The sequence below is a fragment of the Lentzea sokolovensis genome (genome assembly GCF_033949975.1).
In the GTDB taxonomy this organism is placed as follows: domain Bacteria; phylum Actinomycetota; class Actinomycetes; order Mycobacteriales; family Pseudonocardiaceae; genus Lentzea; species Lentzea sokolovensis.
Genome location: NZ_JAXAVU010000004.1, coordinates 72,297 through 93,983 on the forward strand (window position 1 = coordinate 72,297; position 21,687 = coordinate 93,983).

Here is a 21,687-nt window from a genome sequence, read left to right on the forward strand (position 1 = left end):
CTGACCTGGCTATCAGGCTGCCGCAGGTTTGTACTCGTTGATCAAGCCGCCGAGTACTTGCCGGCGACTTGCAGACCTACAGCCGGGCTCTGCGGTCGGGTGATCAGGTTGCGGAGGAGTGTGGTGTCGCGCTCGACGTGGTCGACGGTGGTTGTAGTGGGACATGCAGCGGTTCAGCACTGACTTGAGGTGGTGCTCGTTGATGACGAGCAGCCTGTCGGTGAGCTCGCGCCTGACAGTGCCGACGAAACGTTCGGCGTAGCAGTTCGGACGCTGCAACGGCGTGGAGTGCCGTTCTCGTTCATCCGGATCGACCGGGCAGGCAACATGTCGAAACGCCAGTCCGCCACGGGGTTCCACTTCTCCCGCACGGGCGGCACGTGTCCACTGTGGAACATCTACGAGGCGTTCAGCTCGCCTGGGCGTGTGCTGCGGCAGATCGCCGTGATGCCGGACGGGCGCGGGTACTTCTGGATCGCGCGCACCGTCACCCGCCGGCCGCACCGGCACGGGACGCCGACCAAGATCTACGCGGTCGGGCTCGGTTGCGAGCTGCGGCACGCGTCACGGCTGGTGTACTCGGCCGGGCTCGACATCGACGACCACGAGGCCGCGGTGACGATCGGACCCGGCTGCAAGACGTGTCCGCGGGTGGGGTGTGCTCAGCGGGCCTTCCCCCAGGTCGGGCGGACGCTGTCGATCGACGAGAACCACAGCACGTTCACGCCGTACTCGGTGCACGAGTAGCTAGTCGACGGGCTGGGGTGCGATCGAGTGGCCGTTGGCAGCCCGCACGAAATCCCTCAGTTCCTGCACTCGCTCCCGCAGATCGAGCACGTCCAGGTGTTCAGGCAGCAGTCTCGGTACGACAGCGTTGGCGATGCCCACCTTGTCGTACCGCGGGCCGCCAGGACTTTTCGGCAACGGGTTCTCCCACTGCCCGACCGGGTCATAGCAGGTGCCGCTGTGGACCTCTTCCACCGCGACCTTCAGGACGTCGCCGGACACGTAGTTCTCGACGGTGTAGCAGTCCGTGACCCAGGCGAATCCCGGTGCTGGGTCATCAGTCAGGTATTCGTCCCGGATCCGCTCCTTGGTCTGGCCGATCGTCATCGCCGCACTGGTCATGTCGGAGTCGATGACCACAGCACTGGCCCGGTTCAGATACCGGAGACAGATGAAGTCGGCCAACGCCTTCTCGCTCGCCGTCAGGTGAGCGAGAAGCTTGCCTCCGTAGAACATCACCGCGTAGTCGATGCCCTCCTCCAACTCCGGGTCGATCAACTCCAGCCACCTGCGAACGTAGGTCCGGTCACTCGGCCCCTCGACCCAGATGACGCAGTTCGCCTGTAGCAGATCGGATGGCCGGTAGCCCAGGTCGTGGCAGATGTCGACCAGTTCGTGCGGACGCAGCGCGATCCGAGCCTCCGTGCCCTGCGTGGTGAGTCGCAGGTGATGAGCGGTGACCCGGGAGTCGTCCAGCAGATGCGAGGAGTGCGTCGCGATGACGTACTGGTTGTCGGTCTCGTCCGTGAGGTAACGAACCAGCTTCTTCTGGAGCAGCGGGTGAAGGTTCGTCTCCGGTTCCTCGATGCAGACGAGGGAACCGCTGGTGACAGTGGCTGCGGCAGCCAGAACGATCACCTGCTCCACACCACTGCCGAGGTTCGCGAGTGGAAGGACGCGTTGGGGCGTCTCGACCTGGATCGTCGAGCAGTCATACGGAATCCGCAGAGCGACGTCTTCATCACCGAGCACGGTCCGCAGAAACCGGTTGATCGTGTTCCACCGGTCGATCGAGTCGTCCCACTTGTCGTGAGTCGGGCTCTGAAGCGCCGCCAGAGCCTTGATGATGCCCCGGCCTGACAACCAGTCGGGCTCGAGGTCCTCGGTCGCCTCGACCCTGCGCGAGCTCGTGATCGTGACCACGCCGGGAAACGAGGTGAAACCACCGATGGACGTCAGCACGTCGTGCATGGCCTTCTCACCGGCCGGCGCGTAACCGAGAGCGGGCCGCGCACCACCGCTGTCACCGTGCCAGTCGTTCCACCGCGACATCGCCATGCCGGCACGCTCGCCGTCCACCACGAGTCGCCCGTTGTTCAGAACGAACCGCGACCAGTACTTCTCGTCCGCCCCGCGAAGCAACGCCTTGGTCTGCCGGTGGACGTCATCGTGTGATTTCCAGCGCCCGCCGCTCGGATGAACCGGCTCGCCGGCCTCCATGGGAACCCCGACCTCGAACCTCGCGGTCCCGGTGAACCCACGGGGAAGGTCAAGATCATCCAGGTGGAGCCCCGGCTGCTGCTCCGCGGCCGTAATCGCCTCGGCTATCGACACGTGGCCGACATGGAGAGGCAGGGAGGAAGGCAGGCTGGGCAGAATTCGCTGCAGGAACCGCAGCACGTTCGACTTGCCGCAGTTGTTGACCCCCGCCAGCACAGTCACCTTGGTGGGGAACAAGAACTGCTGCCACGTCGTGAACGACCGGTACCCGGCGAACCCGATGCCAGGCAACAGTGGCTTGTACTCAGCAGAACTCAAAGGTGGCTCCCGTGCGATGCCGTCGGCGAGACAGCATCGCACAGAAGTCGTACGGGGCCGCCCGACAGGCGCCCCCGCCTCGCCTCAGAAGTCCTCGTCGAACGCCACCGTGCCGGTCACGCCGACCTGGTAGGCCGACACGCGCCGCTCGAAGAAGTTCGACAGCTCCTGCACGTCCCGCAGTTCCACGAACGCGAACGGGTTCTTGGAACCTGTGTCGCTCGAAAAGTCATCGCCGCTGGTCAGGCAGCTTGTCCGTACTCGTTGATGAGTCCGCCGAGGATGCGCGTGCGGAGCACTCTGCGGGTGCCGAGATCGAGTACTGCGGCAGAGTGTCGCTGGTCCGCAGGCGGCAGCTGGTCGCGGGCTTGATGGGGTCATGAGCAATCAGCCCAATCCAAGCCCACGATCATGCCGTCAGACCGACAGAGCCCGTCCACCGCCGATCAGCGCATGTGTGCGGAGTTCCGGCACCCCACACCGCGCTGCGCGCGTTCGCCCCATTCTTCCGCTCCGCGGACAGCATGCGTGGTCTGAACGGGCGAGGAAGACCTCGTTGCGGCTGCCGGGCTGCCCGCAAGAGGAGATGCAGAGGTCGTGAATACATCGCCCGCTGCCCTGGAGAGGCTGTATCCGTTGGTGTGGCGACCGATTATGCTTCGGGAACATTGATCCGCACTGGGGGCAGGTTGCCGGACTGGGATGTGGAGACGCTCGCCGCGAGCTTGCGGACGTACAGCGAGGATCTGGCGCTGTACGCGGGTTTCCTGGTGAACACGTTGGCCGGCGCCCTGCCGCCGGACATGGTCGAGGTACGGCGAAAGACCGGTGTGCTGCGCCGGGGTGACGGCCCGGTGCTCGCCGTGACCGTGCGGGTGGGCGACCGCCGGTTCACGTTGCGCAGGAAGTCGGTCGGTTCCGAGGTGGGCGCGCAGATCGTCCACGAATCGCGCGGCATCGTGCTGAGCACCTCGGAGGTCAGGATCGACACATGGTCCCGTGAGCTCGCGGACGCGTTGGCGTCGTACGCCGCGCATCACGCCAAGGCCGCGGAGCTGTTGCGCCGCATCACGTTGCCGGACCTGTCGTGAAGCTGAGTGCGGCGGACCACCAGGCGTTGCGGTCCGCCGGTTTCACCCCGCTCGGCCCGGTTTTCGGCAACCACGTCCGTCGCGCAGTGGTCGGTCGCCTGGACTGCGGCGCGACCGTGAGTCCCGCGCAGCCGCAGGAAGAAGTGCTCACTTCCGCGGTGGACGACGCGCTCGGCCAGCTGAAGCGCAAGTCGCTGCACGCGGACGGCGTCATCGGTATCAAGGTGACCGAGAAGCAACCGGTCGGCCGTGCCACGGAGGTGAGCGTGACCGGTGTCGCCGTGCGTGCGGACGGCGACGTGCGGCCGCAGGTGCCGTTCCTGACGGACCTCGATGGCCGCGACTTCGCCAAGTTGGTGCACAGCGGATGGGTTCCCTGTGGTCTCGCACTCGGGATCGCCGCGGTCGTCGCGCACCACGTCGAACAGCCGTTCGCGATCGGGACGTCGCTGGCCAACCGGGAGCTGCTGCAGCACAGCGCAGTCGTACGGGATGTCCAACAACGTGCGCGAGCACACCTGCGCCTCGACTGCAAACGGCTGTACGGCGCAGGCTTGGTGCTGGGGCAGGCGACCGTGCGGATGCGTGAACCGCATTGCTGGATGAACAGGCTGGGCCAGAAGGACAACACGTGGAGACTGGAGCTGCCGTGGTCACCTCCGGCGCAGGGTGAGAGGGAGTTGCACGGACGTGATCTCTACGCGGAGGCGGTGTTCACGGCGACCGCGATCGTGCGGTTCGGCACGCCGGTCGTCGCCCCGTTGACGATCGTGCCGGTGAGTGCGCGATGATCAGGTCGGTCGGCTTCGTCCGGCTTGGCCAGGCGAGCGGCACCTCGGTGTTCCGCGGCTCGCGCTCGGCGACCGCCGGCCACGGGACGTGAGCACGGCACCACGATCGCGCAGTTCCGGCTGGCCTCGCGGCAGCCGTTGACCATCATGCCGATGCACGAAGGGGGAACCGGATGAGCGTCGAGCTGTCCACCGAGGCGATGAAGAGACTCCGCCAGCTCCACCCGGACGGCAAGGGGATCTTCACCTCCGACCTGTCCGTCAACGAGTTCCTGCTCGTGCGGCAGGCGGGTTTCCGGCCGCTCGGTCTGGTGCTCGGCGTGTCGATCTACCACGTCGGCACGCAGTTCCGGCGCTGGTACGCCAACCAGGAGCTCGACGTGCTCTCGCAGGCGATGTACCGCGCACGAGAGCTCGCGATGACCCGCATGCAGGCCGAGGCGGAGGTTCTCGGTGCGGACGGCATCGTCGGCGTGCGGCTCAAGGTCGAGCTCAAGGAGTGGGGAACGCACGTCGCCGAGTTCAGCGCGATCGGCACCGCGGTGAAGGCGGAGGACGGCGGGAACTGGCGCAACCACGCGGGAAAGCCGTTCACCTCGGACCTGTCCGGGCAGGACTTCTGGACGTTGCTGCAGGCCGGATATGCACCGTCCGGCATGGTGATGGGCACGTGCGTCTACCACGTCGCACATCAGAACCTCGGCGCAGTCGTGAAGAATCTGGGCCGCAACGCGGAGCTGCCCGCGTTCACCCAAGGCCTTTACACGGCAAGGGAACTCGCCATGGAGCGAATGCAGGCGGAGGCCGCGGCGCTGAAGGCGGAAGGTATCGTCGGCGTGCAGTTGTTGCAGCACAACCACAGCTGGTCCGGCCACGTCACGGAGTTCTTCGCGTTGGGGACAGCGGTGCGGCCGATCCGCGACGACCACACGATCCCGACCCCGCAGCTCGTGCTCGGCCTGGACTCCTGACCGAGGTCGTCGGTGGATACGCCTCGGGGAGACGAATCACGGTTCCTCGAAAGCTCGACCGCAATGCACACCAACACGGACTGCACCGTGCCCAAGATCGCGAACGTGGCGATGGAGGACCACACCTTCACCCCCATCCCCAACGGGTCCCAGCCCTGTCCACCCACTCGCGGATGTAGGAGCAGCGCCGATCGGAAACAGCCCGAGCTTGGCGGGCGCGCACTCCGCGATCGCCTTCCTCGCCCCGCGAGGACAACAGCGCTCGATCACCGAAGCTCAGCGCGTATGCGGAGTTCTGGCACCCCACAGGAAGGCGTCTAACGGCTCACCTGCGCGGGAGCTCCCTGATGGTCGCGTCGAAGCCCCTTCCGGTGTCTGTCCATGTTCGGCTTCCTGACCGCGTCTCGGAGCTGGTGGTCAGCTGGCTGGACATCGACGTGCAGACCTTGCGGACAGCTGCGCCGTGGCGCACTTTCCTTTCCTACAAAGGGCAACGCCACTACTCCGGCAGCTTTTGGTCCGCGACCGAGAACGGCCTCGTCCTGTACGAGTCGCGGTTGGAGTTGGCCCGGCTGCTTTTCGCGAACTTCGACCGATCAGTGCGCGGCATCGTCGCGCAGCCGTTCCTCCTGGAGACGGAGGATCGGCGGCCGGCGCCAGCGACACGTGCCGGACTACCTACTGCTCACCGACTCCGGTCCAACCGGCGTGCTGTCGAGGCTCGCGGCTGAAGGTACGAGGTGTGGTCAAAGCCACCACCGATTGAACTCGTCAACGTCCGGCTGCTGGCGGGCTACTGCCAGGGATGGCTGTTCGACCCAGACGTTGCGCCGGAGCTGCGCGAGGCCAATGTGGACGGACTGCCGCTCGTGCGGTGAGCTTGGCGCTGCCGCCCCGGCCGCCGGAGTTGGTGTTCGCAGCTGCGCTGCACCTGTTGTAGCAGCAATGGTCAGAGATACCGATCATGCGCGCCGTCGCCAACCCGCCTGCCCGATCGACCCGCTTCTGCCGACGCGGTCTCCCCGTGAAGTCGGATGTTGAGTACAACTGCGAGCACGACCGCGGTTACGCTAGCGACAAAGCCCGGCACCACCAACGTGTCGATCGACATCGATACTTCGGTTACACCGGAAGCAGACCGCGAGATGTAACCGTAGGCGCTGAGGTGTTCGAGCACCATGCTGTCGCAGACGAGCTTCGCCGCAGCCGCCAGCGCCCAGCTCGCGAGCAGCCGACAGGCGGCTCTCCGGCCGCGCAGGAGCGTGGCCAGCACGGGAACACCTATATACACCGCCACGTGGACAATCACTCCGACTGGCTCCAGAGAGATGACCCGCAGGTTGATAACCAACAATACCAACCCGCACGGCACCGCGAGCGCGGTGAAAACCGCGCGCTGCCCAAGTAGTGACAACCCAGCCCACTCATGGCGAATCACCCTGGCAAGAGCGATGATACTGACCAGTCCGGGCAGAACCCAAGGGATTAACACCAGTGTTGGTTCCTTAAAGGCGTCCGGTCCTTCGGCAGTAACCGCGAGGGATGTTGCGCTGTAAGCCGCGATACCCCACCACGCCGTCATGCCGGCCAGGTCCGTTGCACCAAGGCGTGCCTGGGATTTGGTCATCAGCAGGACTCCGTACGCCAGTGACATCGCAATGACGACGCATGGCACTGCGAGCAGCAACGGAACCAGTTCCGCCGGAGTCGAGAGCGATACGACTTCGCCGACTTTGGTGAGGCCGGACAGCATCGCCGAGTCGCTCGCCAGCCACACCGGACTCGGATAGATCCTCTGAGCACCTCTTGCGCTGCCGAAATACATCAGCGGCCACAGCGGAACGCTGATGAAGCCAAGTACACCGACGAGAATCAGCCAACCGTCACGCGGGCCGGTGGAGTGCGGCGGGTGCGTCAACGGAGGCGGTGAGGGCGACGAGTGCACATGAACATCCCGGATCGCCCCAGACTGCACGACTAAGCCGTGGACGGTCCCGTCAACAGTGTTATGCGACTGAGGTTCCTCAGGTCCGGGCATGAACGCGACTCCGGTGTCATCGGCGAGACTGCAGCTTAGGTACGCACGCCCCTGCCAAAGCGAGAACCGGACGCGAGTCGCCCGGTTGGCGCACTCCACACGAGTGCCGACCACGCCTTGTGAAAGAGGCCTGTCGGCCGGACCGACCGATCCCGCGAAAGTAGAAGTGAGCCCGTTGCTTCCGCGGCAGGACCGGCAGGCGACGCGCCATGTAGACGCACTTGAGTGCGGCCTGCTCGTTCGGGAAGTGCCCTCGTGCCTTGACTGCGCGGCGGATGCGGGCGTTGACGCTCTCGATCGCGTTGGTCGAGCAGATCACCCACCGGATCTCCGGATCGAACGCGAGGAACGGTACGAACTCGGCCCAGGCGTTGTGCCACAACCGCACGATCGCCGGATACCGGGCGCCCCAGGTCTCGGTGAACTCGGTGAACCGCTCGCGGGAGGCGGCCTCGGTTGGCGCGGTGCAGATCGGTTTGAGGACCTTGGCGATCGCGTCCCAGTCCTGACGGCCTGCGTAGCGGAAACTGTTGCGCAGCAAGTGAACCACGCAAGTCTGGGTGATCGTCTGCGGCCAGACGGTGGTCTGTGTCGGGCAGACCGGTCAGCCCGACACAGACCACCATGAGCACGTCGGCCACACCACGGTTCTTGAGCTCGGTGAGTACATGCAGCCAGTATTTGGCGCCCTCGCCGCCGTCGCCGGCCCACAACCCGAGGATGTCACGGCGACCCCTTGCAGGTGACCGCGAGAGCGACGTAGATCGGCCGGTTCGCGACGGCCGTGCGGCCGCCGTTCGGGCAGGGACGCCTCCTCCAGCGCCGATAGCACCTTGCGGTCGCGGCCACCGGGCAGGCCTGTGAGGGCGGTCGCGGCGGGCAGGGTGGTGTCGGGGCCGGGGCGATGGCCAGCAGCGCGAACACCGTGCGCTGCTCGCCGGTGAGCCGGTGAGCCGGTGAGCCGGCGCAGCGACCAGGACAGCACTGCGGGCAGGCTGGCGGCCGGGTAGGTGTCGTGGTCAAGCATCTCCAGGCCCAGCTCGCGAAGCTCTGGACCCGTTTCACATCGCACAGGGCACTAGGTCTGGCGCGGATCCAGGTTGCGTGTGCTGTGCCGCCATGCAACCGCGATGGGTACCAGCAGCACCGCGTAGACGACTGCCGGTACCGCCACCCACCCGTGCAGGTGACGCGCCGCCTTCACCAGCATCAGCACGATGAAGGTCAGGTTGATCAGGGCGACTCCGCCGTACGAGATCAGCGAGGTGAGGCGGTGCGGCAGTGGCGCGGTGTGGATGTTGGTGGCGAGCTCAGTCGCCGTCGCACCGACGGATGCGGGCCTCGCGTCGCCGAGAATCTCCCGTTCCAGTGTGAGGATCGACCGGGCTCGGACCGCGGCGAGGTTGAGCAACTGGGAGTGAAAGGCCGCGATGCAGACGAGTGGAAACGGCAACAGGCTGATCGCCCAGCCCAGCAGCTCGAGCTTGTCGTAGAAGGCGATCATGCCCACGAGGTAGGTGACCGCCGCGCCCATCGTGGCGAGGCTGACGGTCAGCGTCGTGACGCGGTCGGATCGATCGCTCTGGTACACGGCGATCAGCGCTGGCAGGCGGTCGGCCACGGTCTAGCCCTTCGTTCGTGTTGAGTTGCGACTACCTTGCTATCGGCCGCGCGTCGGTGGGCGTGAGCAGGTCGTGCCACCGATCGGGTGATGCTCTCGTCTGCTCGCTGAATTGCGACGCCTGCTTTCGCCCCGCTGCCTACGCTCAACGGTCCTGGACGCGTGGAGGACGACGTGGCGCAACGGGCACGGTTCAAGGACATGATCGTGGTGCTGCCCGGTATCGGCGGGAGCGTGCTGCGCGATCAGGACGGGCCGGTCTGGGAACCGTCGATCGGCATGGCAGGTTCGCTGCTGCGCGACCGGCACGACGTGCTCGCCCGGCTCGCCGGTGACCGGGGGAAGCTCGATGACCCCGACCACCGGGACGGAGTGGTCGCGACCGGCTTGATCAGCACACCGGTCGCTCTGCCGGGGTTCGCGACGCTCAACCAGTACACGCCGCTGCGGCGGGCGCTCGACGCGGCTTTCGAGCTGCGGCACGGGGATCCCGCCGACGCCGGTGGTGCGCCGGCGAACTACTTCGAGTTCGCCTACGACTGGCGGCGGGACAACAGGGTGTCCGCGCTCGGGCTCAAGACGCTGATCGACCGCGAGCTGGCGAAGTGGCGCGCGTACCAGATCGGCGGCGGCCCGAAGGTCGTTCTCGTGTGCCACAGCATGGGCGGGCTGGTGGCGAAGTACTACCTCGACGTGCTCGGCGGCTGGCGGGACTGCCGCACGTTCATCACCTTCGGCACCCCGTTCCGCGGCTCGGTCAAGGCGGTGCACATGCTGGCCAACGGCTTGAGCCGGTTCGGCATCGACTTCACCGCGATGTCCGAGGTCCTCAGGAACTTCACCTCCGTCTACCAGCTCCTCCCCCGCTACCCGATGGTGGCGCAGCGGCCGGGCGGGCCGCTGGTGCGGGTGAGCGAGCTGACCGGGAACGTCGGGGGGCTCGACGTCGCCCGCGCCCGCGACGCCTACGAGGACTTCCACCGCGCAATGGATCCGGAGCGTTCCTCGCATCAGGGAAGGCGGCTCGACGAGCTCGTGCGGATGCGGCCGATCATCGGCCACGGACAGCGCACCCTGCAGTCGGCTGTCGTCGGCGAGACCACGCTGAGCGCGTCGACCGAGCTCGCGTCGGACGACCCGGACGTCCTCGCGTTCCACACGGGCGACGGCACCGTGCCCGAGTTCTCCGCGCTGCCCATCGAGCTCTCCGACGATGGCCCGTGGTGGTGGGAGAACGGAAAGCACTCCACCATGCACACGGTCCCGAACACGTTGGCCAGTCTGGTGAAAACGCTGATGATGGGCTCCAGGGGCCTCAGCGATCTGCAGGGGCCTGAACAGGGGGAATGGGAAGAGGCCGCCAGACCGGCGGAAGTCACCCTCGACGTCCGCGTCGACGAGGTCAGCCCGAGCGGCGAACCGGTCACGATCGACTGCGTGCTGAACGGTGCCGATGTAACCGAACCTCCCCGTTTGACGATTTCTCGTGATGTACCCGTCGAACTGTCGGAAACCGAAGAAGGATGCAGATATCGCGTGAGGGGGCTTTCCGTCGGCACCCACGAGCTCAAGGTCGACTGGGCAGGGTGCTCGGTCAGCGACGTCGTCGAAGTCTGCTGAAACAGTGGTGGGCGTGTGGACTGGCAGAAGTGGAACAAGAACGAGCCGGCACGGCTTGCCTGCTACGTCCAGGTGGCCGACACGATCCGCGTGTTCGACGAACCGCACGTCGACGCCGAGCTGCGCCGCGATCGCCTCGCGACCGTCCGCCGGGTGTACGAGTTCCTCGCCGCCAAAGGCATTCCGTACGACACCTCGCTGGTCGACTTCGCCGACCACCACCAGGACGAGCAGGTCATCCGACAGCCGTGGGAGATGCTCCGCGGCGGAAACTGCCTCGAACTGACGTTGCTGTTCGCGGCGCTGTGCCAGCGAGCGCGTCTTCGCACGCTGGTGGTCCTGCTGGAACGGCACGCGATGATCGCGGTACGGCTCGACCACGATGTCGAGTCGCTCGGCGGTGATCCCGGCCCCGACGACTGGGAACTGCTCAGCGGCGGGCTGCTGCCGCCCGGCCACGACGTGCACGACATGGCCGCCAAGCTGGCCGAATGGGTGGCGAAGGAACGTTGCGTCCTCATCGAGTGCACCGGGATGGCCGCAGGGAGACACCGCCTCACGTTCGACGACTCCGTCGCCCGAGGCCTGTCCCAGCTGACCAGCGTGGTCAAGGGCGCGCTGACCCAGGTCGTCGACGTCGGCCTCTTCCTCATGCACGAGAAGTCGCGGTACCGGCCATACGAGGTGACGGCACACGAAGCGTCCTCCGCGGACGCGGCGGAAGTGGTGCTGGGCGAGGCCGCGATCACGGTTGTGCGGGCGTACCTGGCCCGGCTCGACGCCCCGCCGCCTGAACCCGAGCGGTGGAACGTGAGTGGCCTGGGCACGATGCTGGCCGCCGCTGGCCAGGTCTCCGAGCTCCGCATCGTGCTCCAAGGCCTGTGTGAAGTGCTGAAGGCGGGCGCGTTCGTCAAGAGCTGGATGCCGCACCACCTCACGTCGCAACGACTGGGCGCGGCGATGACCACGACGTTCCCCGGCAAGCCCGGGCCGATGAACGCGATCACGGTGACCGACTACCTCGCCCACGTGTTCCTCCATCGCACCCCCGGCAACGACAGCTGGAAGACCGCGATGGTCGACTACATCGCGACCGTCGCACTCAACGCGGGACTGGACGTGCTGCACCCTAGGTTCTACGCCTGGGCGGTAGGCCTGCTCGACGAGGTCCGGGCGAACGACACGCTCCAGGCGGCGGACAAACGACGCAGCGCCACGCAGTGGCGGCTCCGGATCAGCCTGCACGGCTCGTTGACCGGGCAGTGGCCGACCTCGGTCATGGCGTGGCTGTTCGACGGTGACAAGCAGATCGATGAGCAGACGGAACCGTGCGAGCCGACGCAGAGCTCCGCCGAGGCCGCGGTGGGCGTGCTGCTGGCGTGGGCGATCTACGAAGCCACCGACGAGAACGACGAGCTCAAACAGGTCGAGATCGCGGTACCGACGTCGCTGTTGGCGCACTGGCGCCCGGAGGAGACCACGCTGGTCAGCAAGATCGGGCTGCGGCACGACGTCGTCGTCCGGTGGAGCGGTCGCCTCGGCTCACGGCGCCACATGCTCAAGATGCTGTCCGAGGCGCCCCAGCGGTGGGAGTTCATCGACCAGCGCGGCGCGGACGCGCTGGTCTGGCTGACGCCCCACCAGACCGGCGACGTCGACACGGTCCGCGAGTTGCTGGCGAGCGGCAAGCACCAGGGCGCCATGGGGCTGCGCTTCCTGCCGGACCAGTGCGACGACCTGCTGGCGACGCTGCTGTCGTTCTCGCCGGTGCTGTTGTGGCCCGGCAAGGACCAATGCGCGTGGGACGACATCGACCAGGAGCTGCGCCTGCACTGGAAGTCGCTGCCCAGCGCCCTCGCCAAGGCCTACCGCGCCAGCTGGACGCAGGACGAGCCGCCGGCGCTCGCGGTCGTGAGGGCCGTGTGGGACGACCAGGACTGGATGGCGTTCTGCCGCAGCTATCTCAGGACACAGCCGAGCCTCGGACGATCGAGAGGATGATCATGGCGTGGGAGCCGTACTACCGCGGTGACAACATCGCGCGGGACGTCACGCTGCCGGTGCCGCCGCCGTGGCGGAGGTTCCCGCTGACCGAGAAGCGTTCGGCGAGCACCTTCCAGCCACCCCCCGGGCTCGTCGACGCGGTCAACGCCGCGCTGTGCCTGCACCGCCCGCTGCTGCTCACCGGACCACCGGGATCCGGCAAGTCCACGGTGGTGGACTCGATCGCGACCGAGCTGAAGCTCGGCACGGTGCTGCGCTGGCACATCACCTCCCGCAGCACGCTCACCGACGCGCTCTACCGCTACGACGCACTGGGCAGGCTCGACGCGACCCAGCACGACGAGGCCGACGACATCGGCCGCTTCGTCGAACTCGGTCCTCTCGGCACCGCGTTGCTGCCGGGAGACCGGCCCCGCGCCGTGCTGATCGACGAGATCGACAAGAGCGACATCGACCTGCCGAGCGACCTCCTCAACGTTCTCGAACGCGGCGAGTACGCGATTCCCGAGCTCTCCAGGCACAAGACCGAGCAGATCAAGGTCCGCCGGGCCGGGGGCGAGGGCACCGTCCTGATCTCCAACGGCAAGGTGCGGTGCACGACGTTCCCCGTGATCGTGATGACGAGCAACGGCGAACGGGACTTCCCCGCCCCGTTCCTGCGGCGCTGCATCCGCTTCGAGGTCCCGAAGCCGGACGTCGACGACCTGACCAGGATCGTGGGCGCGCACCTGGGCGACAAAGCGGCCGCGCAGGCGGGTGACCTGCTCACCAGTTTCATGCAGGAACTGACGAGCGGCCGGACCGTCGCGACCGACCAGCTCCTCAACGCGATCTACCTCGTGAACGGCCTGGAGGGCGAGCAACGCCAAGCCCTGTCGAAGCTCCTGCTGCGCGCCCTCTCGGAAGCCTGAGCCGTGCTCGACCGGCTGATCCGCGGCCTCACGGCGTTCTCGGCCGACATCGACGCGATGTCGGTCGCGGACGTGCTGTGGCTCGCCCGCGCCATGCAGCCGGAACCCGAGATCGCGCCCCCGTCGGCGACACCACCCGACGCGACCCTGCAGCCGGCCACGCCGGAGCTCGACTCGCCCCGATGGGACAAGCCGCCGCTGGAGGAACCGGAGCCGCCGCACGAGGATGACGTCGTCGCACCGGTGCAGGACGACGAGACCGGTGCCCGGCAGGGGTCGCGAACCGGGCTGCCCACAGGCAGGGCGCTCGCGCAGACCCTCGACATCGCCCGCGCTCTTCGTCCGTTCAAGCAGCGGTTCCTCAACATCACCCGCCGCGAGCTCTCCGTCGACGACACGATCGAGCACTACGTGGCGACCAACATCCTCACCCCGGTGCTCGTCCCGGCGAAGGAGCGCTGGTTCAACGTCGACGTGGTGGTCGACGGATCCGCGTCCATGGCGGCGTGGGACGACACCGTCACCGAGCTGATGAGCGTGCTCCGCCGCATGGGCGCGTTCCGGACCGTCGAGAAGTGGCACATCGATCCGAACCAGGTCAAACCGTTGTTGCACAAGACGCACGAGGTCAGCCTGAAGCCGCGTGCGCTGCGGGACCCGCGCCAGCGGCGGCTCGTGATCGTCGTGTCCGACTGCGTCGCGGAAGGCTGGTATCGCGAGGAGATCTGGTCGGTGCTGCGTGACTGGGGTTCCGCCACGCACACCCTGCTGCTGAACCCGCTGCCGCAGAAGCTGTGGCGCCGCACCGGGCTCGACCAGCCGGCCAGTCGTCTTCGCCAGTCGAGGCCGGGAGCGCCCAACAGCGACCTCAAGTTCGGCCTGTCCCCGCTCCTGCGCCGCAAACCCGGCGAACCCCCCTGGCTTCCGCTGCCGGTAGTCGGCCTGTCCGTCACCTCCCTGGCCCAGTGGGCTCGCACCGCGATGGCCAAGGACCCCACCGGATGCGACGGCGTCCTGCTCTCCCCCGTCGGCGATCTGTCCTCCGAGGACCTCGACCACCTCGATGAGGACCCGCCGGACGGAAGGGAGCTGGTGGAGTCGTTCCGCCTCACCGCGTCCGGCCCCGCGTGGCGCATCGTCGTCCTCTGCGCGAACCAGGACGTCCTGCACGTGCGGGTGTTGCGTTTCATCCAGCGCGAGCTGGTGCCCGACGCCCAGCCCGCCGACCTCGCCGAGGTGCTGACCAGCGGCCTGTTCCACGAGGCCGCCGGGTCGACGCCGGAGGAGCTGATGGTCGCGCTCCGCGACGGGGTCAGCGAGCAGCTGTCGACCTATGCGTCCACATTGGACACCTGGACCCTCGTCAACGCGCTGACCGACTACACCCGGTCGGAGGCTTCGGCGCTCGGCGAGGTCACCGCCGTCGTGCTGGACGAGGCCGGCGAACTGACGGTGCCCGAGCACCTCCGGCCCTTCGCCCGCGCGGCGCGGAAAGCCGCGGAGCTGCTCGAACCGTCACCCGAGCCCGAGCCCGTCACCGTCCTGCCACCCGAGCCCGAGCCCGAACAACAGGCGCCTCCGCCGGTACCGACCGCCGACACCTTGATGAAGGGGAGGTTCGTCGGCATCGGTGTCAGCTCGTACGAGCTGGTGCAGCCGCTGCCACACGCCGCGAGCGACGTGCGGGAGTTCGGCGCCCTGCTCAGGGGCCTCGTGGGCGAGCCGCTGGCCGATCCGACCGAGCCCGAAATCCGCGCGCACATGAAATCGCTGCGCACCAAGCCGCAGGACGGCGGCGCGCTGGTGGCGTTGTGGAGCGGGCACGCCATCCCCGTCGCCGGCAACCTCAGGCTCCTGGCCAGGGACAACGACGGCGCGATCGACGGCATCATGCTGCACGAGTTCGCGCTGTGGTGCGCCGCGTCAGGTGCGCACCAGGTGCTCATCATCATCGACGCCTGCTACTCGGGCGCCCAGCTCGACGAGGCCGTCCGCACGGTCGCGGCCGTCCAGGAGGAGCTGCTGGCCGGTCAGGTGCACTGGGCGGGCGTGCTGGTGGCGTGTTCGAGCGTCGAGACAGCCCGTGACGGCCTGTTCGGCGGCAAGCTCCGCAACTTGCTCACTTTCGGGCCGAGGACAGCCGAAGACGTCTGGCGCTGGAGTGACCGCACGCCACTGGTCGACGGTGGGGCTTTCGGAGCCGCACTCCTGAACGCGTGGGACAGCGACATCCAACGGCCGCGCTTCATGCAGTACGGGTCCGCACAGCCGATGCTGCCGAACCCGCTGTACAGACCGCCGTCGATCGTGAAGCACCTGTTGCTCGCGGCACGCGGCGGCGACTCGCCCAACGGCCGTTCGTGGTTCAGCGGCCGCACGGCGGAGGTCGACCGCGTCGTCGGCTGGGTTCGATCCGGTGTATCCGGTCTCCGGGTCGTCACGGGTTCACCGGGCACCGGCAAGTCCGCGCTCGTCGGCCGCGTGGTGAGCCTGTCGAACCCCGTGGAACGTGCGCGTTTGTACGCAGCCGGGCGGGCCTGGAGGCACACCGATCCCGGCGAGAACTCGATCGTGGCGAACGTCCACGTGCGGGCGATGGACACGAACCGGGCCGCCGACGTGATCAGCCGGCAGATGGTGACCGCCGGGTTGATCCCACCTCCCGAAGAGTCCGGGCGCGACGCGGCGGAACTGGTGGGAGTTCTTGCCCGGCACACGGGCGCGCCACCGGTCGTCGTGGTGGACGGGCTGGACGAAGCGCGAGGTGAGTCGTTCTCGATCGCGACAACGCTCCTCACCCGCATCGCGCGGTACTGCACGGTGATCGTGTCGACCCGGCAGGCCCACCGGCTGGGGGGTGGCGCGCCGCTGCTGACCGAGCTGTCCCCGGTCGAGGTGCTCGACCTCGACGCCTCGAACAACGAAGCCGACGTCCGCGCCTACGTACTGGCTCGACTGGGCCCTGACGTTCTCCCGTCCACTGTGGACGAACTGGCGAAACTCCCGTTCCTGACCGCCTGGATGGTCACCGACCAGGTGCTCGCGGACGGTGGTGCCGATGTGGGGTTCTCGCTGGATCTCGCGTTCGATCGTGAGCTCGCGAAGGTGCCGTCCGCGCGGCCGTTGCTGACCGCGCTGACGTGGAGCTACGGCGCGGGATTCCCCGAGGCCGAGTGGCTCGCGGTGGCGGAGGCGTTGTCCCACCAGAAGTTCAGCCGCGACGACATCAACGCCGTGCTCGCCGAACTGGGACCGCAGGTTCTCCAGGACAGCGAGGAGGGAAGCACGGTCTTCAAGCTCACGCACCAGACGTTCGCCGACCACCTGCGGATGCCGTTCACCCCAAGCCGCGACCGGGTGTTCGCGCCCGGTGCGGAATTGGTCGCGAACGCGCTGATCCAGCTGTACCGGCAGCGCATGGAGGCGGGAGTGCCGCCGAACGTGCCGGGCTACCTGCGGCGGTACGCGTGGCGGCACTGCGGCAATGCGGGTGGGATCGCATTGGACGGCTTGCGCGAGTTGGCCATGATGAACAGGACGCTCCTGCCGGACATCGCGTTCGCTGCCACGACGGTCGCGAACGAGCTCGCGCAGTGGGGCCGCGGCGACGAAGCCATCGCGCCTTTGGTGGAGGCGGCTGAGCACTTCCGCGTACTGGTGCCGACGGTCCGGACGCACCTGGCGGACCTTGCGCACGTCCTGCACCAACTCGGTCTGCGGTTCCGCGAGGCCGGACGGTTACAGCAGGCCGTGGCGCCTGCGGAAGAAGCGGTGGTGCGATACCGCGAACTGGTCGCCGAAACTCCGACGACGGCGGAAGCTCTTACACACAAACGACTTGCGCAACGCATCGCCAAGACGACCACGCACGGCGGGGACAACCCGACCTACGCTTCGCACCTCAGCGGCGCGCTGGTCGACCTCAGCGAGGTCTACGCGATGCTCAACCGCCGCCACGAAGCACTCTCCACCGCACGTGACGCCGTGGCCGCGGTCGAGGACGGCGCCCCGCAGGCGCGCGCGATGATGTGTCTGGCGGCGCGATGCCGCGAAACCGGGCTGCGGTACGAGGCCATGCAACGCTCCAAGCTGGCCGTCGAGCTGTACTACGCCCTCTCCCAGACGAACCCGGTGAGCCTCTCGGCTCTGGTCGGCGCGCTGGTCGAACTGAGCCTCGACTACCTGACGCTCGGCAAGCTGGCGGACGCCGACCTCGCCACGCAGCAGGCTGCGGAGATCAGCGGCACGCTCGGCCGGCACGCGGCGTTCCGTCCCCAGCTCGCGGACGCGGCGCTGAGCCTGAGCGTCGCGTACAGCATGGTCGACCGCACGGAGGCGGCCCTCAACGCCGCCCGGCAGGCCGCCGACCTCGCCGACGGCTCGCGAATCCACGCCCAGGCGCTGCACAACCTCATGCGCCGCCAACGGGACGCCGACAAGCCCAAGGAGGCGCTGGCCACCGGGCTGCGCGCCGTCGAGGTGTGCTTGTTGCCGGAGAACGCGCAAGAACTGACCACCACCCTCCCCGCGGCACTGTTCACGCTCGACACGGTCTCCGCAGGCCTGCGGCAGCCGGCGATCGTGGACGAGGCCTGGGAACGACTGACCTCCCGGCTCACCGGTCCAACGCTCGCCACACTGCTCATGCTGCGCGCGGCCTCCGCGCGAGCCGGAGATCCCCAAGCCCCCGAGTGGTTGCTCCGGGCGCTCACGCACGTCGGTCAGTCCCGTCAGGCGCTCCACGACGTGCACGAGATCGCGCGCCGCCACTACGACTCCGGCCCGTGGCCGTGGGATTCCACACCGGACTGGCTGACCGTCGATCGCACACTTCTCCGGACCGCCCGCGCCTGGGTGTTCGCCCGCACGTACGCCGAGGAACGCGCCTTCCTCCTCAGCCATCCCGAACTGCTCTCGTCCACTGCGGACGTGGCGGTCACCGAGGCGTTGTACGGCGCAAGTCTCGTCGAGGCGCAGGTCATCCAGTCCAGGCGCACCACCGCTCAACAACAAGGCGTCGAGCAGGCGTACCGGCCGTGGCTGCTGGCGAGCCTCGCCGACGAGTTCATCGACGCCACTCCCGCACGCAGGCGAGAGCTTCTCGCCACGCGACGAAACGAACTTCTGGACCGAGACGTCCGCAAGAGTGTCCGGGACAACCGGGCAGTGCACGCGATGCTGCTGCTCGCCGAGAAGGACTCCGATGTCCTTGACCTCGTGCTGGACGCACAGGAGAACCCCGAGCTCACCACGGAGGTCCTGCGCCGGCTGGCCCCTGCCGCGACACCGCAGGCGCTCACCCAGGCCGTCACAGCGTTGGAGCCGCACGCCATGGCCGCGCTTTACAAGGCAGTGGCACAGGTGCGCGCCGGAGACGCCCGCCTTGCGCTGCCGGAAGTGAACGAGCGCCTCGCGTGGATCAACGAGCTCACCTATCTGCTGCCTTCCGTGCCGACGCTCGCCGCGCTGATCCGGGAGCTGTCCGCCCCAGCCTGATCCGCGAGGACCGCAGCGCCGCCGGGCAATCCGCCTTTCGCCGGCACGACGGCGGCCACCAAGACGTCGGCGGAGTCGGCCAGGCTTTCGAACTGCTCGACCAAAGTCGCCAGGCGATCCGGCTCCTCTCCCCAGTGGACACCGAAGAACGCTTGGTACTCAATCAACTCTGCGGGCACGCCACGCGGCACCAACAACTTTGCCAGGTCCACGATGGACGGTTATGGGCCGTCGAGGCCGTTCTTGCGCTCAAGGGCTTCCTTCGGCTCCATGAGCTCATCGCTGAGAACGGCTTCCAACCACGCGACATCGTTGCCCGGCAAGTTTCGGACCAGTGCCCGGCGCACGGACGAGTTCCCGTGCTCCATGAGCATCTGCGTCTTCAGCTCTGTCGGCAGGATGTGCGGCACGTCCTGGTGGTCAGGGGGTGTGAGTGTTTCCCGTCGTCAGCGCAGGAACTTGAGGAGCATCGAGGTGAGCTCCTGCGGTCGTTCCTCGGTGAGCCAGTGACCGGTGTCAGCCATGACCTGAGTCTCGACATTGGCGGCGTAGCCCTGCCACTGAGCGCCCACGGCACTGCTGAGGGCTTCTTCGCCTCCGACGGCCAGGACGGGCAGCTGGAGCAGCCCCGCCTCGCGGAACTTCTCGTTCTGGACGATGTCCGTGTGAAGGGCCTGGTACATGTCCATCCACGCCTTGAACCGGCCGGGCTCGCGAAGGTACTGGGCATAGAACTCGTAGTCGCGGTCGTCAAAGGCGCCGTCCACTGCCAGGTACTGCTCGATGAACCCCTTGACCAGGTCGCGCTCGTGTCCGCGGACCAGGTCCTGAGCGAAGTCCTTCTGGAAGAACCCGAGGTGCCACGTCGACAGCTCACCCTCCGCGGGGAAGGCCGGGAACCTGTAGAGGGACCGGTCTGGGATGGGCCCCTCCATCACCACCATTCGACTGACCTCGTTGGGCCACATGGCGGCGTACGGGTAGGCGATCCACGCACCGATGTCGTGGGCGACGATCTGGACACCCTTCTCGAGGTTGAGCTGGGTGAGCAGTTCGTGCACGTCGTCGGCCAGTTGTGCCGTGTCGTACCCCTTCTGCGGGACGGAGGAGTCACCGGTCCCGCGCAGGTCGACCGCGATCACGGTGTGGTTCTGGGCGAGTGCCTTGAGCTGCGGCTCCCATTCGGCGGAGGTCTGCGGGAAGCCGTGCAGCAGCACCACCGGCGAGCCGTTGCCACCGCGGAGGTAGTGCATCCGGAAGTCGTTCACTTGCGCGTACTTCGACTGGAAGCCGTCCGGCAGGCGGTAGGACAACCCGGCGGTGGCGCCCTGCGCGACGGCCGGCTCCGGCCGAGGGTTCACGCCGGCGTCCGCTGATACCAGTCCGGTCCCTGCGAGAACGGCGATTCCGGTGATGACGACGGCAGTCCTGATCAGGACGGTCATTCTTTTTCTCATGGTTCACTCCTCAAGCGTGGTCGGCCTTGTGCCGATCGCTGTCGATCCGGCTGCACACCGGAATCGCGTGCAGCGGACGGCTTCTTTGGCCTGCCGGCGGACGAGGTACCGCGCGGTCTGTCTGGCGGGATGTGGGCCAGGACTGCCAGGAAGTGCCCTCGGGGAGAGGTGACGCGTGACTGCAAGTTCACGCCCGGAGAGCAAGGCTCCCCTTCAGGAGCTGGTCGAGGGCGTTACGTCTGACCGGACTCACGGCCTACTGGTGACAGCCGGTCGGGCACTCTTGCCAGCCTCAGTGCGGTCGCGTCTGGCATGCCGGGTGGTCCGCACTCCGCTCAGTGGTCGAGGGCGGCCATGTTGGCTTCGTCGTAGCGGTCGCCGGTGGCCGGCGTCAGGTTGTCCAGTCGGGCGATCTGGCCGTCGGCGAGGCTGACGCGGTCGGCGGCGGCGTTCTCCTCCAGCCGGTCGACGCGCGTGGTGCCGGGGATGGGGACGATGTCGTCGCCCTGGGCGAGCAACCAGGCCAGGGCGACCTGCGCGGGCGTGGCCTCGGCCTCGGCGGCGACGGCGCGGACCTCGTCGACGATGCGCATGTTGCGTTCGAGGTTGCCTCCGGCGAAACGCGGGTTGGTACGGCGCCAGTCGTCGGCGTCGAGATCGTCCAGCGTGCGGATGCCGCCGGTGAGGAACCCGCGGCCCAGCGGGGAGTACGGAACGAGGCCCACGCCCAGCTCCCGCAGGGTCGGCAGCACCTCGGCCTCGGGGTCACGGACCCACAACGAGTACTCGGACTGCACCGCGGCGATCGGATGAACAGCATGCGCCCGCCGGATCGTCGCCGGCCCCGCCTCCGACAGTCCGATGTAACGGATCTTGCCCTCGGCCACCAACTCCGCCAGCGCCCCGACGGTCTCCTCGATCGGCGTGTCCTGGTCGCCCCGATGCTGGTAGAAGAGGTCCACGTGGTCGATGCCGAGGCGGCGCAGCGATCCCTCCAGTGCGAGCCGGACGTTGGCCGGGGTGCTGTCATTGCCCGGGCGGCCAGTGTGCGAGATGTGACCGAACTTGGTCGGGTGTGTCGCCCACCGGTTGCGCCACACACCATCACCGCAGTTCAGCAGGAGAGTGCGGAGTCTGGCACCC

General features: G+C 67.6%; 17 protein-coding genes and 2 pseudogenes. 10 read left to right on the plus strand and 9 right to left on the minus strand.

The genetic code is table 11. The features are described 5' to 3' along the window. Positions 1-12: 12 nt before the first annotated feature. Positions 13-360, minus strand: a complete 348-nt coding sequence (locus SK854_RS05825) for an integrase core domain-containing protein (RefSeq protein WP_319974881.1) — start codon at positions 358-360, stop codon at positions 13-15. Between SK854_RS05825 and SK854_RS05830 the strand changes: the two are divergent. Next, positions 247-747, plus strand: a pseudogene (locus SK854_RS05830) (short-chain fatty acyl-CoA regulator family protein); the annotation flags it as partial. The gene SK854_RS05825 and the pseudogene SK854_RS05830 overlap by 114 nt on opposite strands. Here the strand turns inward: SK854_RS05830 and SK854_RS05835 are convergent. Then, on the minus strand, positions 748-2,544 hold the full coding sequence (locus SK854_RS05835; protein WP_319973945.1) for an AAA family ATPase: 1,797 nt from the start codon (positions 2,542-2,544) through the stop codon (positions 748-750). A 668-nt stretch (positions 2,545-3,212) separates the two neighbouring features. Between SK854_RS05835 and SK854_RS05840 the strand changes: the two genes are divergently transcribed. The 5 genes from SK854_RS05840 to SK854_RS05860 all read left to right on the plus strand — a co-directional run bounded on the left by SK854_RS05840 (position 3,213) and on the right by SK854_RS05860 (position 6,275). Then, on the plus strand, positions 3,213-3,635 hold the full coding sequence (locus SK854_RS05840) for a hypothetical protein (RefSeq protein WP_319973946.1): 423 nt from the start codon (positions 3,213-3,215) through the stop codon (positions 3,633-3,635). Further along, positions 3,632-4,426 carry a YbjQ family protein gene (locus tag SK854_RS05845; protein ID WP_319973947.1) on the plus strand — a complete coding sequence of 265 codons (795 nt, stop codon included), beginning with the start codon at positions 3,632-3,634 and terminating at the stop codon, positions 4,424-4,426. The genes SK854_RS05840 and SK854_RS05845 overlap by 4 nt, the downstream gene beginning before the upstream one ends. Positions 4,427-4,599: 173 nt before the next feature. Then, on the plus strand, positions 4,600-5,397 hold the full coding sequence (locus tag SK854_RS05850; protein ID WP_319973948.1) for a heavy metal-binding domain-containing protein: 798 nt from the start codon (positions 4,600-4,602) through the stop codon (positions 5,395-5,397). A gap of 347 nt (positions 5,398-5,744) precedes the next feature. After that, positions 5,745-6,128 (plus strand): hypothetical protein, encoded by a 384-nt coding sequence (locus SK854_RS05855; RefSeq protein ID WP_319973949.1) that lies wholly within the window; start codon positions 5,745-5,747, stop codon positions 6,126-6,128. A 9-nt stretch (positions 6,129-6,137) separates the two neighbouring features. Continuing rightward, entirely contained in the window at positions 6,138-6,275 is a 138-nt protein-coding gene (locus tag SK854_RS05860; RefSeq protein ID WP_319973950.1) for a hypothetical protein, read from the plus strand. Between the two features lie 71 nt (positions 6,276-6,346). On the opposite strand, the gene SK854_RS05865 is transcribed toward SK854_RS05860, so the two are convergent. The 3 genes and pseudogenes from SK854_RS05865 to SK854_RS05875 all read right to left on the minus strand — a co-directional run bounded on the left by SK854_RS05865 (position 6,347) and on the right by SK854_RS05875 (position 9,056). Beyond that, the gene (locus SK854_RS05865; protein ID WP_319973951.1) at positions 6,347-7,315 is read right to left on the minus strand and encodes a hypothetical protein; all 969 of its coding nucleotides are present in this window, start codon (positions 7,313-7,315) and stop codon (positions 6,347-6,349) included. 319 nt (positions 7,316-7,634) lie between these two features. Then, positions 7,635-8,215, minus strand: a pseudogene (locus SK854_RS05870) (IS256 family transposase); the annotation flags it as partial. A gap of 298 nt (positions 8,216-8,513) precedes the next feature. Beyond that, positions 8,514-9,056, minus strand: coding sequence for a hypothetical protein (locus SK854_RS05875; protein ID WP_319973952.1), 543 nt, complete (start codon positions 9,054-9,056; stop codon positions 8,514-8,516). Positions 9,057-9,218: 162 nt separating this feature from the next. Between SK854_RS05875 and SK854_RS05880 the strand changes: the two genes are divergently transcribed. From SK854_RS05880 to SK854_RS05895, 4 genes are read left to right on the plus strand one after another with little or no spacing between them, the layout of a single operon-like run. Next, positions 9,219-10,676, plus strand: a complete 1,458-nt coding sequence (locus SK854_RS05880) for an esterase/lipase family protein (protein WP_319973953.1) — start codon at positions 9,219-9,221, stop codon at positions 10,674-10,676. A 15-nt stretch (positions 10,677-10,691) separates the two neighbouring features. Beyond that, entirely contained in the window at positions 10,692-12,677 is a 1,986-nt protein-coding gene (locus tag SK854_RS05885; RefSeq protein WP_319973954.1) for a vWA-MoxR associated conflict system protein, read from the plus strand. Beyond that, on the plus strand, positions 12,674-13,591 hold the full coding sequence (locus tag SK854_RS05890) for an AAA family ATPase (protein WP_319973955.1): 918 nt from the start codon (positions 12,674-12,676) through the stop codon (positions 13,589-13,591). Before SK854_RS05885 ends, SK854_RS05890 begins: the two co-directional genes overlap by 4 nt. A gap of 3 nt (positions 13,592-13,594) precedes the next feature. Beyond that, positions 13,595-19,087, plus strand: a complete 5,493-nt coding sequence (locus SK854_RS05895; RefSeq protein ID WP_319973956.1) for an ATP-binding protein — start codon at positions 13,595-13,597, stop codon at positions 19,085-19,087. Here SK854_RS05895 and SK854_RS05900 read toward each other — a convergent pair. The 4 genes from SK854_RS05900 to SK854_RS05915 form a co-directional block, all read right to left on the minus strand. Beyond that, entirely contained in the window at positions 19,024-19,299 is a 276-nt protein-coding gene (locus SK854_RS05900) for a hypothetical protein (RefSeq protein ID WP_319973957.1), read from the minus strand. The genes SK854_RS05895 and SK854_RS05900 overlap by 64 nt on opposite strands. A 9-nt stretch (positions 19,300-19,308) precedes the next feature. Continuing rightward, positions 19,309-19,497, minus strand: coding sequence for a hypothetical protein (locus tag SK854_RS05905; RefSeq protein ID WP_319973958.1), 189 nt, complete (start codon positions 19,495-19,497; stop codon positions 19,309-19,311). 36 nt (positions 19,498-19,533) lie between these two features. Continuing rightward, entirely contained in the window at positions 19,534-20,544 is a 1,011-nt protein-coding gene (locus SK854_RS05910) for an alpha/beta fold hydrolase (RefSeq protein WP_319973959.1), read from the minus strand. 335 nt (positions 20,545-20,879) lie between these two features. Further along, positions 20,880-21,644: an aldo/keto reductase gene (locus tag SK854_RS05915; RefSeq protein WP_406601735.1), complete on the minus strand. Its 765-nt coding sequence runs from the start codon at positions 21,642-21,644 to the stop codon at positions 20,880-20,882. Positions 21,645-21,687: the final 43 nt, after the last annotated feature.